Here is a 14,263-nt window from a genome sequence, read left to right on the forward strand (position 1 = left end):
CTGGGTCTAAAGCTGCTGGTCGTGGAGAGCTCGGTTAGGTATTTGGGCATTGAGGTCGATGACGCTCTGGAGATGGCGGAACAGACTGAGGTTTGACGATGTTATCTCTTTTAGCACCGGGATACAGGCCGGAGCCTTTTGAGGGGAGTTACCAGCGGAATCCAAAACTCTTCTATTTGAATACTTGCCTGCGCCTGAAGGTGCGCCTCTGCTACTAACCAGTTACTGACATTGAAAATCAAAACCCTTGTCCCGCTGGGTCCTTGAAAGGCATCCAGCGGAACAGGGGTAGAACATTTGGTATCAGTAGTTCCAGAAGCCTGCAATCCACCGGAAGGTATCACCATCAATGGCTACGCGGCCAACCGAAGGGAAGGGCAGGTGGGTGGCGACGAACAGTTCGCCACTTGCCGCCGCCTCGCGCAGCAGGCGCACGCGCACTTGGACCGACTCTTCCGGGTCGTGCTCGAAGCCGTTGTGCCATTCCGGGTGGTCGAAAGCCACCGGGAACAGCGCGTCGCCGGCGAAGGTCAAGCGCTCGCCGGCGGAATCGACGTAGACGATGCAATGGCCGGGGGTGTGACCGCCGGTAAGCTTGGACACCACGCCCGGCGCAACCTGGTGTTCGTCCTCGAAGATGTGCAGCCGGCTTTCGTAATGCGCCATGAATTCATTGGCAGTGCGACGCAGGACATCTGGGACTGGCTGCGGCATTTCGGTCAGGCTGAAGTCCGGGATCTTCCAGAAGTCGACTTCGGTAGCCGTGACGTGGATGCGCACCTCAGGGCTCAGACCGTTCTTCACAGTGTCGGTCAGCAGCCCGCCGATGTGGTCCATGTGCATGTGTGTGATCACGATATCGGTGATCGACGACAGCTCGATGCCGGCATCCTTCAGGCGCTTGGGGAGCTGCCCGGCGCGGGGGAAACCGGGGAACTGGTTGCCCAGGCCGGCGTCGATCAGGATGGTCTGCTCACCGCTGCGCACCAGCAGCACGTTCAGTGCCCAGTCGAACATGTCCGGGCCCAGGTACATCTCCTTGAACCACGCCGCGCGCTCTTCCGGCGTGGCGTTGGTCGACATGGTTTCGGTCGGCAGCGGCAGCACGCCGTCGCTGACCACCAGCACGTCGATCTCGCCCACGCGCAGGGCGTAGCGCGAAGGCACCAGTTCCTGGGCCGGGGTGGTGGCATCGGGCTGGGCGAAGGTATTCAGGTGCATGGTCATGGTGGTCTCCTGTTGCTTGTTAGGTCCGGTCCATCAGGCGAATGGCGCTCCCTCGGGGCCAGGGAGTGCGGGCGGAGCGAATAAAGTGGATAGAGCGATCAGGCCACCGGGATCAGCGGGTCAGCGGCGGCCAGGGCGGCGCGGCGGTCGGCGGCCGGCGGGTAGATCCAGACGGTATTGATCTGCGTCTTGAGTTCCTTGGCCTCGGCCTTCACCAGCTTCAGCTGGCGGTCCCAGCCTTCGGTATACACGGCGCCCCAGGCGCCGAGGTCTAGGCAGGTGACGTACTTGGGCTGGCGGTACTGGGTCGGGGCAACGCCAAGCAGGTCGGCGGCGGCGTTGTTGCCGGCGTGGCGTCCGAGGCTGATGGCGTGCTGGCAGGACATCGCGGCGAAGTTGCCGATATCGTCGGTCGCGGCGTAGGCGACGTCACCGGCGGCGAAGACGTTCTGCAGTCCACGAACCTTGAGGTTGCCGTCCACGTGCAGGCGGCCCTGACCATCACGTTGGGCTGTCAGCTGTTCGGTCAGCGGGCTTGCGCGGAAACCCACAGTCCAGATTACTGTGTGGCTCTCGATGTGGCGGCCGTCGGCGAGCGTCACGCCGTTGGCGTCCACGGCCGCGACGGTGGCGCCGGTGATCCATTCGATGCCCAGGCTGTCGGAGGCCTCGATGATCGATGGGCGGATGCCTTCGCCCATTACCGCGCCGATGCGCTCGCCGCGATCGACGATGACCACGCGGACATCCTGGTCTTCACCCAGTATCGCACGCAGGCGGGCCGGCATTTCGGTGCCGGTCTCGATACCGGTGAAGCCGCCGCCGGCGATCACCACGGTGTTGCGTGCGCGACCGGCCGGCTGGTTGCGCAGCGACATCAGGTGGCTTTCCAGATGCGCCGCCGATTCGATCTGGTCGACGTCGAAGGCATGCTCGTTCAGGCCCGGTACCGGCGGGCGGGACAGGTGGCTGCCGCTGGCCAGTACCAGGCGGTCGTAGCTCAGCTCCCCAGCGCGGCCGGTTTCATCGCGGTAGCCGACCTTGCGGGACTGCTCGTCGATGCTCTCGGCGGTGCCCTTGACGAAGCGCACGCCCACGACCTCGAACAGCTCGGTCAGCGGAGCGAACATGCTGTGCACATCGGGTTCGTAGAAGCGCGGGCGGATGCGCAGTTCAGGCTGCGGCGCCAACAGGGTGATTTCCACATCGTTGCGGCCGTGCATGTCCAGCAGGCGGGCGGCGCTCAGTGCGCTCCACAGTCCACCGAAGCCCGCGCCAATAACCAGAAGTTGCTGTTTCATCATGTGCTCCTGACTCGAATGGATGAATTTCCTTGAAGTCACTGCTTCAAGTTCGGCGTGACGCTGACGGGTAGTTGCAAACCTGGTTTGCGTTGTGCCGTCTGCAGTCATCCGCTGTGAGTCCATGCTAGGGAGGAGAACTTCCGGGCGCACTTCTACATCGGTGTGCAGGAATTACGCATGTGTTGAAGAGAACTATACGAAGGTATCGACGGGGAGCTGCAGTGCAGTGATCAGGGACGGGAATAGCTTGCGGGGGATTTTCGCGTTCAGGATTTCAGAACTAGGGCAGTTTCGATGCAGGCCAGCAATTGTTCCGCTTCGAACGGCTTGGGCAGGCAGGCGATAACGCCGGGCATGTCCGTGCTGATACGTGGCCGCTCGCCGGGGTAGGCGGTCATGAAGATCACCGGAAGGTCCAGGCCACGGCTGCGCAGCGCTTCATAGAGCTCCACGCCGCACATGCCCGGCATCTGGATATCGGAGATCAGGCAGCTGGCCAGTTCCGGGCCGTCGGAGCCGAGGAACTCGCGCGCCCCACCGTAGGTGCGCGCCAGGTAGCCGGTGGCGCGCAGCAGGCCTTCCAGTGCGGTGCGAAGGGATTCATCGTCGTCGACTACTGCAATGACAGCCTTGATGCGCATTTGCGTCTTTTGCATCCTCTGGGGCGCGCGTGGCGGCGCCTGCCGTATTTGCAAGATACGCCGTCGAACAAGTCGGAGAAGTATACCTAGGTATAGTCGGGCAACACCTGGGTATGGATATTCCGGCTGGCCGTCTGATGCGGGTGATATTCGCAGCAGGACGTTGAGCGGAACAATACCCAGGTATTAGTTCGGATAACCAACGGGTGGCGATATTGCACCCATGTACAACTGACTCAGCGGTTACGCCTGAATAGCCTGCAATCACATCGCAAGCCTGGAGAAGTGAGCCGGCTCTGCGAAAGGCAGTTCGGATGCAACTTTCACCAGGCGGGCGAAACCATGAACAGAAATGACCTGCGACATGTTGATATCAACTTGCTGGTTGTCTTCGAAACCATGATGCGCGAGCGCAACGTGACCCGGGCGGGCGAACGCCTGTTCCTCTGCCAGGCCACCGTCAGCAGTGCGCTGAACCGCTTGCGGACGATGTTCGACGACCCGCTGTTCATTCGCAGCCTGCGCCCGGTGCGTGGCTGCTTTGCCCGCCACCTGGAGCTGCAGCCGGAGCGTTCGCTGGCGCTGGCCGTGGCCTGAGCGAGGCTCAGCGGCTGAAGCGGCTGCGGTAGTCGCGCGGGGAGATCGACAGGTGGCGCTGGAAGGTGCTGCGCAGCCGTTCCTCGTCGGCGAAACCGCAGGCGCGGGCGATCTGCTCGATGTTGCGCGAGGAGTTCTCCAGCAGGCGTTTTGCCGCTTCCAGGCGCAACAGTTCGATGGCCTTGGCCGGTGTGCGCCCGGTACGTTCCTTGTACACGCGGGAGAAATTGCGCAGGCTCATTTTCGCCTGCTCGGCGAGGCGTTCCACGGTCAGTTTCGGATCCCCCAGATTCTCCACCAGCCACAGGTGCAACTCGTCGAAGGCCGGGCTGTCCTGGGTCTGTAATTGCAGCAGGGTGCTGTACTGCGCCTGCCCGCCGGGGCGCCTGAGGTAGACCACCAGCTCGCGCGCCGCCTGCATGCTGACATCGCGGCCGCAGTCGGCTTCCACCAGCGCCAGTGCCAGATCGATGCCGGCAGTGACCCCTGCCGAAGTCCAGACCGCGCCCTGTTGGATGAAGATCGCGTCGGCGTCCACCTCCAGAGCCGGGAAGCGCTGTTGCAGGGTGTCGCACAGAGCCCAGTGGGTCGCGGCGCGGCAGCCGTCGAGCAGCCCGGCCTTGGCCAGCAGGAAGGCGCCGCTGCACACGGAGGCCACCCGACGCACTTTGGACCCCGCGTGGCTCAGCCAGGCCGCCAGTTCGCCGTGGCTGTCGAGGGTTTCGCCGATGTCCGGGGCGCCCGGGACGACCAGGGTGTCGACCTCGGCGAGGTCGAGTTCAGCCAGCACGCTGCTATCCACCGACAGTCCTTCGACGGTGCTCACCAGTCCGCCGCGCAGGCTCGCCGTCAGCAGCCGGTAGCCGGGCAGGCCGCGCTGGGCCAGGGCCTTGCTGGCGGCCCAGAACACGGTCTGTGCGCCGCTCAGGTCGAGCAGGCCCATCTGCGGGTAGGCGACGAAGGCGACGGTGATCGGCGTCGTTGCCGGGAGCGGGTAAGGGAGCGCAAAGGCGCTTGCCATCGGGGTTCTACCTGTTCGGGTGGCCGGTCGGAAGTGGGCCGAAGGTGGCCGATATTCAGGGGTTTCTGGCCTGGCGGCGCTTCGCTTCGCCAGGCTAGCCTTGCGCGCAGCAGCGTTATGGCGTGCTCCATGGCGCGCGTTATGGCCAATATCCCGAAGGTATCGCTCCGGCCCCATGACCATTGGGCTGGCACTTTGCCGCGGGCCCCATCATGGACTAAATTTTTTGATCTGCACACCGCGAGTATCGCGGTCCCCCAAGGAGGCAAGATGAGCTCGTCGTCGCATTCCAATCCGCCGCAAGGCCCGAAGGAGCCGGTGGTCTATGTGGTCGATGACGACGAGTCCATGCGCCTCGCCCTCGATGGCCTGCTGCGCTCCATCGGCTTGCAGGTGCAGACCTTCGATTCGACCCAGGCCTTTCTGTCCTTTGCCCGGCGTGACGTCCCCAGCTGCCTGGTGCTCGACGTGCGCCTGCGCGGCGAGAGCGGCCTGGCGTTCCAGGAGCAGATGGAGAAGAGCGGGGTGCGTATGCCCATCGTGTTCATGACCGGCCACGGCGATATCGCGATGACGGTCAAGGCCATGAAGGCCGGCGCGGTGGACTTCCTCGCCAAGCCCTTTCGCGACCAGGACATGCTCGACGCGGTGGCCAGCGCCCTGGCCCGCGACGGTAAGCGGTTGCAGGTCGAACAGTCCGGCGCGGCGCTGCGGCAGGCCTTCGAGGCGCTGACCCTGCGTGAGCGCGAAGTGCTGCGCTTCGTCGTCGCGGGGTTGATGAACAAGCAGATCGCCGCCGAGCTCAACCTCAGCGAAGTGACCGTCAAGGTTCACCGTGGCCAGGTGATGAAGAAGCTGGCCGCCCGCTCGATCGCCGATCTGGTGCGCATGGCCGAGGCCCTGGGCGTCGAGCCGTTGCAGCGGACGACCTGAGCGCCGCCACGTGTATCGCATAACAGTCGCTGACCACCACTGGGGGCAGCAGAAAACCTTTCAGAGGTTGCCGAACCGATGGCCAGCAAACAGAAGATCCTGTGGGACGACGGCGAGCGGGTATTCTGCCGCGCCCGTCCATCCGGTGACGACGGCGCCAGCGTGCTGCTTGTGCGCCCGGCCGCTGAACATCCGTTGCCCGCCACGCTGGAACGGCTGGCCCACGAGTACAGCCTGCGCGACGAACTGCACAGCGCCTGGGCACTGCGCCCGCAGGCGCTGCACCGTGAAGGCGGCAAGACCCGCCTGCTGCTCGATGACCCCGGCGGCGAGCCGTTGTCCCGTGTGCTGCGCCAGCCGCTGGACATCGCAACCTGCCTGCGCCTGGCCGTGGACATCGCCGTGGCGCTGCGCCACTTACACCAGCGCGGCCTGGTGCACAAGGACCTCAAGCCCAATCACATCCAGGTCAATTGCACCGATGGCCAGGCCCGCCTGACCGGCTTCGGCCTGGCCTCGCGGTTGCCGCGCGAGCGTCAGGCGCCCGAACCGCCGGAGACCATCGCCGGCACCCTGGCCTACATGGCGCCGGAACAGACCGGGCGGATGAACCGCTCCGTCGACTCGCGCAGCGACCTCTATGCCTTTGGCGTGGTCCTCTACCAGATGCTCACCGGCACGCTGCCGTTTTCCGCCAGCGACCCGATGGAATGGGTGCACTGCCACATCGCGCGCAAGCCGACGCCGCCCGGCGAACGGGTTGCCGGCTTGCCACCGATGCTCTCGCAACTCGTCCTCAAGCTGCTGGCCAAGACCGCCGAGGAGCGCTACCAGAGCGCCTCCGGCGTCGAGCACGACCTGCGCCGTTGCCTGGACGACTGGCAGCGGAGCGGGCGCATCGAAGCCTTCAGCATGGACGAACAGGGCACGCCCGATCGCCTGCTGGTGCCCGAGAAACTTTACGGTCGCGAGCGGGAAGTGGAGGTGCTGGTCGAGGCCTTCGCGCGCATCGTCGCCAGCAGCACGCCAGAGCTGGTGCTGGTGTCGGGCTATTCTGGGATCGGCAAGTCCTCGGTGGTCAACGAGCTGCACAAGGTGCTGGTCCCGCCGCGCGGGTTGTTCGCTTCCGGCAAGTTCGACCAGTACAAGCGCGACATTCCCTACTCGACACTGGTGCAGGCCTTCCAGGGGCTGGTGCGCACGTTGCTGGGCAAGAGCGGTGACGTGCTGGAGGGCTGGCGCAGCGACCTGTTGCAGGCGCTGGAGCCCAATGCCCGGCTGATCACCGACCTGATTCCCGAGCTGCGGCTGATCATCGGCGACCAGCCGCCGGTGCCCGATCTTGAGCCGCAACAGGCGCAGCGCCGCTTCCTGTTGGTGTTCCGCCGTTTCATCGGCGTGTTCGCCCGCGCCGATCACCCGCTGGCGCTGTTCCTCGACGACCTGCAATGGCTGGATGCGGCGACCCTCGACTTGCTCGAAGACCTGCTCACCCATTCGGAGCTGCGCCACCTGATGCTGGTGGGCGCGTACCGTGACAACGAGGTGGATGCCAGCCATCCGCTGACTCGCAAGCTACAAGCCATCCGCCAGGCCGGCGTGCGCATCGACGAGATACGCCTGGCGCCGCTGGCCCGGGCGCACATCGAGCAACTGATTGCCGAGGCCCTGCGCTGTCCGCCGCCGAGCATCGTCGCGCTGGCCCGGCTGGTGCAGGACAAGACCGCCGGCAACCCGTTCTTCGTCATCCAGTTCCTCCAGGCGCTGGCCCAGGAACAGTTGCTGACTTACGACCACGAGGCGCGGCGTTGGCGCTGGGAGCCGGAGCGCATCCACGCCAAGGGGTTTACCGACAACGTCGTCGACCTGATGGTCGGCAAGCTCGCGCGCCTGCCGCTGGAAACCCGTCAGGCGCTGCAGCAGCTGGCCTGCCTGGGCAACACCGCGCAGATCAGTACCTTGGCGACCGTGCTCGACCTGCCGCCGGCGAAGGTGCATTCAATACTCTGGTCGGCTGTGCGCCAGGAACTGGTGGAGCGCCTGGAAGGCGCCTGCGCTTTCGTCCACGACCGCATCCACGAGGCAGCGTATTCGCTGATCGCCGAAACCGCCCGTGCCGAGGCGCACCTGCGCATCGGTCGCCTGCTGGCCGAGCAGACGCCGGCGGAACGCCGCGAAGAAGCGATCTTCGAGATCGTCGGTCAGCTCAACCGCGGCGCCCGGCTGATCGAGGCTCGCGCCGAGCGCGAGCAACTGGCCGAGTACAATCTGCTGGCCGGGCAGCGCGCCAAGGCTTCAAGCGCCTACACCTCGGCGTTGGCTTATCTGCGCGCCGGCATGCAACTGCTCGACGGCGATTGCTGGGAACGCCGTCACGACCTGGGCTTTGCCCTGGAACTCAACTGTGCCGAATGCGAATTTCTCACGGGCCAGCTGGCGCAGGCCGATGAGCGGCTCACTGCGCTGACGCCACGCGCTGCCACCACGGTGGAGCAGGCGGCGGTGGCCTGCCTGCAGATGGACGTGTGCCTGTTGCAGGACCGCAGCGACAGGGCGGTCGCCGTATGCCTGGCCTACCTGGACGCAGTCGGCATCCACTGGTCGGCGCACCCGGACGACGAGCAGGTGCGCGAGGAATACCAGCAGATCTGGACGCAGTTGGGCGAGCGCAGTATCGAGCAACTGATCGACCTTCCGCTGATGGAGGACGCCGCCTCCCTGGCGACTCTCGATGCCCTCGGCAAACTTTTCGCCCCGGCGCTGCAGAGCGACGCCAACCTGGCTAGCCTGACCATCTGCAAGGCCGTCAGCCTGAGTCTGGAGCGGGGCAACTGCGACGCCTCCTGCATGCTTTATGCGAACGTGGGAAGGATTGCCGGCCGCCGCTTCGGTGACTACGAAGCCGGCTACCGCTTCGGTCGCCTGGGCTGCGACCTGGTCGACCGGCGCGGGCTGAATCGTCATGAGGCTCGCACCTACCTGTGCTTCTCGATGTTCGTGGCGCGCTGGATGCGCCCGGTGCGCGAGTGCCGGGAACTGCTGCGCCGGGCTTTCGTCGCGGCCAACCGCGTCGGCGATCTGGCTTACGCCGCCTATGCCGGTAACGGCCATATCGCTGATGTGCTGTTCCTCGGCGAGCCGCTGGCGCAGGTGCACGAAGAGGCCGAGCAGGGACTGGCTTATGCGCAGAAGGTGCGCTTCGGCCTGGTGGTGGACTTCATAAGCACGCAGCTGGCGCTGATCCGTACGCTGCGCGGGCAGACCCCGACCTTCGGCTGTTTCGACGATGAGCTGTTCGACGAGGCGCGTTTCGAGGCGCACCTGGACAGCACGCCGGGCCTGGCGCTGGCAGCGGCCAAGTACTGGATACGCAAGCTGCAGGCCCGCTGCATGGCGGGCGATCACGCGGCGGCCATGCATTGTGTGGCGCGGGCGAAGGCGCTGCTGTGGGTTGTGGAGACCTTTACTGAGGAGTCCGAATACCACTTCCATGCGGCGCTGACGCTGGCTGCCACTTTCGATTCCGCGGCTGTCGATGAGCAATCTGAGCGCCTGCGAGAGCTGGCCGTGCATCACGCGCAATTGCAGGAGTGGGCACGGCAGTGCGGCGAATCGTTCGCCTGCCGGGTTGCTCTGGTGGGCGCGGAAATCGCCCGGGCCGAAGGGCGTTTGGTCGACGCAGAGTTGCTTTACGAAGAGGCCATCCGCCAGGCGCAGGACAACGGCTTCGTGCAGATCGAGGCGCTGGCCAACGAGCTGGCGGGGCGCTTCTACGGCGCGCGCGGCCTGGCCAAGATCGCCCGCGTCTACCTGCAGGACGCGCGATACGGCTACCTGCGCTGGGGCGCCGATGGCAAGGTGCGTCAGCTGGAAGGGAAACATCGCTACCTGCGCAACGAGGAGCCCGCGCCCGGCCCGACCGCGACCATTGCCACCCCGGTGGAGCACCTGGACCTGGCCACCGTGCTCAAGGTATCCCAGGCAGCCTCGGGCGAGATCGTCCTGGAGAAGCTGATCGACATGGTGATGCGCACCGCCATCGAGCAGGCCGGCGCCGAGCGTGGCGTGCTGGTTCTTGCCGAAGCGGGTGAGCCACGCATAGCGGCGCTGGCGACTGTCGGCGACGACGCGATGCAGTTGTGCAACGAACCGATCCGCGCAGCGACGCTGGCCGAGACGGTGCTCTACCAGGTGCTGCGCACTGGCGAGAGCCTGTGCCTGGACGACGCCATGGCCGAGCCGGGCCTCACTACCGACCCCTATGTCCGGCAGCACGGCGCGCGTTCGATCCTCTGCATGCCGCTGATGAACCAGGGCAAGCTCACCGGCGCGTTGTACCTGGAGAACAACCTCTCGGCGTGCGTGTTCAGCCCTGCACGGATCGCCGTGCTGCGACTGCTGGCCTCGCAGGCGGCGACCTCGCTGGAGAACGCGCGCCTTTATCGCGACGCCGCGGAACGCGAAGCGAGGATTCGCCGGCTGGTGGACGCCAACATCATCGGCATCATCGTCTGGAGTGCGGGCGGCGAGATAGCAGAAGCCAACGACGCTTTCCTGCGCATGGTCGGCTACGAGCGTGATGACCTGCTTTCCGGCCGCGTGCGCTGGCACGACCTGACACCGCCGGAGTCCTTCGCGCTGAGTCAAGCGCACCTTGCCTCGGCTATCCGGACCGGGCATGCACAGCCCTTCGAGAAGGAATACATCCGCAAGGACGGCAGCCGCGTTTCGGTGATCGTCGGCCTGGCGGCCTTCGAGGCCAGCCAACAGGAGGGGGTGGCCTTCGTGCTCGACCTCACCGAGCGCAAGCAGGCCGAGGAGCGCGTGCGCGAGGGCGAACGTCGCTATCGCGAGGTGCAGAACGAACTGGCCCACGCCAACCGCGTGGCGACCATGGGACAACTGGCAGCGTCTATCGCCCACGAGGTGAACCAGCCGATCGCCGCCACCGTGACCAACGCCAATGCCGCCCTTCGCTGGCTGGGGGCACAGCCGCCGGAGCTGGGTGAAGTCAGCCAGGTGCTGGGGCGCATCATCAAGGACGCCAACCGCGCCGCCGAGGTGCTGGGGCGCATCCGCCAGCTGATCCGCAAGACACCGCCGCAGAAACAGGCCGTGGACGTCAGCGCGGCGCTGCGCGAGATGGTCGACTTCACCCGCGGCGAGGCGGCCAAGTGCGGTGCCGTGGTGCGCGTCGAACTTGCCGACGGCCTGCCGGAAGTGGAGGGTGACCGGGTAGAGTTGCAGCAGGTGATGCTCAACCTGATCGTCAATGCCCTGGAAGCCATGGACGGTGTGCCCGTTGGCGAGCGCCACCTACTGGTCTGTTCCGAGTCCGATGCGGGTGGCGTGCGAGTGAGGGTGTGCGATAACGGCCCGGGGTTCGCCGAGAACAACGCCGACCTGATCTTCGCGCCGTTCTATACCACCAAGGCCACCGGCATGGGCATGGGGCTGTCGATCTGCCGCTCGATCATCGACAGCCATGGCGGCCATCTCTGGGCCAGCGCCAACCAGCCCCGTGGTGCGGCGGTGCAGTTCACCCTGCCGGCGCATCCCACAATGGCCGACTGAAAAAGCGAAAGGGGGCTTGACCTTGACACTAGCGTCAAGCCCCCAGAGTGCTCCCCATCGGAGGTCAACATGCAAATCGGAGAGCTGGCCTTACGCGCCGGCGTCAGTACACGCGCGCTTCGCCACTATGAGTCGAAGCAGCTGATCGAGTCGGCGCGGCTGGACAATGGCTATCGCGACTACGCCGCGTCCATGGTGCAACGCGTGCTCTGGGTGCGCGAGCTGCTCGAGTGCGGCTTCAGCACCCGGCAGATCCACGGCCTGCTGCAGTACCTGGAGGAGGAAGAGGACAGCGAAGGCTTCCTCGCCTGCCTGCAGCAGCACCTGGAAAAACTGGTGGCCCTGGACGCGCTGCAGGCCCAGCTGGCCGAGCGCCGCGAACGCCTGGCGGAAAAGATCGAGCGCTATCTGCCCCTGCAACAGGACCTGCTGCGTGCTCCCGATTTGCGACCTCCCAAACGAGCGGATTCACAAGCAACGTTGGAGATATGATGGGAAAGCTAAGCAACAAGGTCGCCCTGGTCACGGGCGGCAACAGCGGTATCGGCCTGGCCACCGCGCAACGATTCGCCCAGGAAGGCGCCGAGGTGGTCATCACCGGGCGTCGTCGGCAAGCGGTGGAGGAGGCGGTCGAGCTCATCGGTGAAAACGCCGTGGGCATCTGCGCCGACGCCAGCCGGTTGGAGGAGCTGGACGACCTGTACCAGCAGATCGGAGAGCGCTTCGGCCGCCTCGATGTGCTGGTCGCCAACGCTGGCGTCATCCGTCCGGCTCCGGGCGATCAGGTCGATGAAGAGCAGTTTGACGAGCAGTTCGATATCAACGTCAAAGGCGTCTTCTACACCATCCAGAAAGCGCTACCGCTGCTGCGTGACGGCGGCTCCATCGTGCTGGTGTCGTCCATCGCCCACCTGAAGGCGCTGGAGGCCCACGTTGTCTACGCGGCGACCAAGGCGGCGGTGCGCTCCTTTGCCCGCAGCTGGGCAGCGGAACTCAAGGGCCGTAACATCCGCGTCAACTGCCTGAGCCCCGGCCCGGTCCGGACGCCGATCATCGGCAAGATGGGCATCGGCGAGGCGCAGTACGGTGAGTTCGAAAGGCAACTGGCGGGGTTAATTCCGCTGGGTCGGCTCGGTCGCCCTGAAGAGCTGGCGAACTCTGCGCTGTTCCTCGCTTCGGACGACAGCAGCTTCATCACCGGCGTCGACCTGTGCGTCGATGGCGGGCTGTCGCAGCTCTGAATGGAATAAGCCTGGGGCTCTGTGCCCCGGAGCTTTCGCTTGCAGCGGCATCAGCCCTTGATGAAGGCCAGCAGGTCCGCGTTAATGGTCTCGGCGTGGGTGGTGCACATGCCGTGGGGCAGACCGGGGTAGGTCTTCAGGGTGCCGTTGCGAAGCAGCTGGATCGAGAGGCGCGCGGAGTCGTCGAGGGGGACGATCTGATCGTCCTCACCGTGGAGCACCAGTGTCGGCACGGCGATTTGCTTCAGGTCTTCGGTAAAGTCGGTTTCCGAGAAGGCCGCAATACAGTCGTAATGGGCCTTGGCCCCGCCGTTCATGCCCTGGCGCCACCAGTTGCCGATCACCGCTTCGGAGACCTTCGCGCCCGGCCGGTTGAAGCCGTAAAAGGGGCCCCCTGCGACGTCGCGGTAGAAGTTCGAGCGGCTGGCGGCGAGCGCTTCGCGGAAGCCGTCAAACACCTTGAGCGGCAGGCCGCCGGGGTTCTTCGCGGTTTTCAGCATGATCGGCGGCACCGCGCCGATCGGCACCGCCTTTGCGACGCGGCCGGCACCATGGCGTGCGACGTAGCGGGCAACCTCGCCACCGCCAGTGGAATGGCCGATATGCACGGCGTTCTTCAGATCCAGGTGCGCAACCAGTTCCGCAAGTTCCGCGGCGTAGGTGTCCATGTCGTTGCCTTTGTCGGTCTGTGTGGAGCGACCGTGGCCACGGCGGTCATGGGCAATCACGCGGTAACCCTGGCTTGGGGCCTGCACCATCGTCCATGGGTATCGCACATCCATACCTAGGTTTCACGGATGAACACTCTATGACTAGAGCTCGTCGGTTTACCGAACGTAGATCCTTGGGGGCTGGAAGCGATGCAGCACAGATGTGCCCAGCTTTCGAAGAGTTAAGAGGGAGTATTGGTCTGCTACCGACCCATAGCGGTCAGTTCCTCTGACAGCCTCAGACGAAGACTCCAGGCTGGGATAGCCACTATTGACCCAGGCGTATTTTCTCCAGCTCCGCTAAAGCGATCAGCAGTTCGGCAACAGACTGTGGCTTATGGAGATTGACGCCAGTTTGACGCGCCACCAGTTCAATTACAGCATCACGAGGCAATCCTATTTTTTGAGCTACCAGCAGGTCGCATGAGCGCGCATGTGACGCACGGTGCGAGAGTGGCTCGATGTCATCTAGCAGTTTTTTCTTATGCGAATTGAAGGACATTCTTTTACCAGAGTATTACTCGTCAACCTTGCTGCCAACGCTACTGCTTCGTCATAGTATTGCTCAAGGGCTGCTCTGGGTCGAAAGCCGTCAGTCACTACCGACCGGTATCGACCCAAAGCGGACAGTGATCCAAAGCACTGTTGTCAGTACCGGCCTCATCGCCGGCAAGCCGGCTCCCACAGGAATATCACCAGCTTTCAGGCATGCGCTGTACCTGTGGGAGCCGCGCTTGCCGGCGATGGGCCGCGAAGCGGCCCCGGTTACAGATTTCCGCCTTGGGTCGTTAGCAGCCATCCGCGACCGACCGTTAGCTGTCATTTTGCCCAACAGCAATCATTGTGGGAGCGGGTTCACCCGCGAACACCGGCACCGCCGGTGCCATCCATCGCGGCGCTTGCTTCGCGGGTAAACTGAACTGGCCTAATGATTTTGGACACCTTCTTCGGGCGCTATGATGGCGCCCAATTGGAGGCAAAATCAGTGCGAAAATCTTATTCGAAAGAACACAAA

The 14,263-nt window shown here is 64.7% G+C and carries 10 protein-coding genes and 1 pseudogene; 5 read left to right on the forward strand and 6 right to left on the reverse strand.

Annotated features, from left to right (window positions below; genetic code table 11):
* Window positions 1–303 precede the first annotated feature (303 nt).
* The 3 genes from CAG44_RS22160 to CAG44_RS22170 form a co-directional block, all read right to left on the reverse strand.
* The gene (locus tag CAG44_RS22160; RefSeq protein WP_085588169.1) at window positions 304–1,227 is read right to left on the reverse strand and encodes an MBL fold metallo-hydrolase; all 924 of its coding nucleotides are present in this window, start codon (window positions 1,225–1,227) and stop codon (window positions 304–306) included.
* A 98-nt stretch (window positions 1,228–1,325) separates the two neighbouring features.
* Window positions 1,326–2,528 carry an NAD(P)/FAD-dependent oxidoreductase gene (locus CAG44_RS22165; RefSeq protein ID WP_085588171.1) on the reverse strand — a complete coding sequence of 401 codons (1,203 nt, stop codon included), beginning with the start codon at window positions 2,526–2,528 and terminating at the stop codon, window positions 1,326–1,328.
* A gap of 269 nt (window positions 2,529–2,797) precedes the next feature.
* Window positions 2,798–3,172, reverse strand: coding sequence for a response regulator transcription factor (locus CAG44_RS22170; protein ID WP_085692999.1), 375 nt, complete (start codon window positions 3,170–3,172; stop codon window positions 2,798–2,800).
* 342 nt (window positions 3,173–3,514) lie between these two features.
* Here CAG44_RS22170 and CAG44_RS22175 point away from each other — a divergent pair.
* Window positions 3,515–3,739, forward strand: a pseudogene (locus CAG44_RS22175) (LysR family transcriptional regulator); the annotation flags it as partial.
* 37 nt (window positions 3,740–3,776) lie between these two features.
* Here CAG44_RS22175 and CAG44_RS22180 read toward each other — a convergent pair.
* Window positions 3,777–4,790 carry a GlxA family transcriptional regulator gene (locus CAG44_RS22180; RefSeq protein WP_085693000.1) on the reverse strand — a complete coding sequence of 338 codons (1,014 nt, stop codon included), beginning with the start codon at window positions 4,788–4,790 and terminating at the stop codon, window positions 3,777–3,779.
* Window positions 4,791–5,060: 270 nt separating this feature from the next.
* Here CAG44_RS22180 and CAG44_RS22185 point away from each other — a divergent pair, with 270 nt between their 5' ends.
* The 4 genes from CAG44_RS22185 to CAG44_RS22200 all read left to right on the forward strand — a co-directional run bounded on the left by CAG44_RS22185 (window position 5,061) and on the right by CAG44_RS22200 (window position 12,538).
* Window positions 5,061–5,723 (forward strand): response regulator transcription factor, encoded by a 663-nt coding sequence (locus CAG44_RS22185; protein ID WP_085693001.1) that lies wholly within the window; start codon window positions 5,061–5,063, stop codon window positions 5,721–5,723.
* Window positions 5,724–5,801: 78 nt separating this feature from the next.
* Window positions 5,802–11,297, forward strand: coding sequence for an AAA family ATPase (locus tag CAG44_RS22190; RefSeq protein WP_085693002.1), 5,496 nt, complete (start codon window positions 5,802–5,804; stop codon window positions 11,295–11,297).
* Window positions 11,298–11,366: 69 nt separating this feature from the next.
* On the forward strand, window positions 11,367–11,789 hold the full coding sequence (locus CAG44_RS22195; RefSeq protein ID WP_085588180.1) for a MerR family transcriptional regulator: 423 nt from the start codon (window positions 11,367–11,369) through the stop codon (window positions 11,787–11,789).
* Entirely contained in the window at window positions 11,789–12,538 is a 750-nt protein-coding gene (locus CAG44_RS22200; protein WP_085588182.1) for an SDR family NAD(P)-dependent oxidoreductase, read from the forward strand. Before CAG44_RS22195 ends, CAG44_RS22200 begins: the two co-directional genes overlap by 1 nt.
* A 50-nt stretch (window positions 12,539–12,588) precedes the next feature.
* Here the strand turns inward: CAG44_RS22200 and CAG44_RS22205 are convergent, their stop codons facing one another.
* Window positions 12,589–13,320: an alpha/beta fold hydrolase gene (locus tag CAG44_RS22205; protein ID WP_305880078.1), complete on the reverse strand. Its 732-nt coding sequence runs from the start codon at window positions 13,318–13,320 to the stop codon at window positions 12,589–12,591.
* A 196-nt stretch (window positions 13,321–13,516) separates the two neighbouring features.
* A complete protein-coding gene (locus CAG44_RS28455) occupies window positions 13,517–13,750 on the reverse strand; it encodes a hypothetical protein (RefSeq protein WP_139833474.1) in 234 nt (77 codons plus the stop codon).
* Window positions 13,751–14,263: the final 513 nt, after the last annotated feature.

Source organism: Pseudomonas sp. B13(2017) (assembly GCF_002113245.1).
GTDB lineage: Bacteria > Pseudomonadota > Gammaproteobacteria > Pseudomonadales > Pseudomonadaceae > Aquipseudomonas > Aquipseudomonas putida_Z.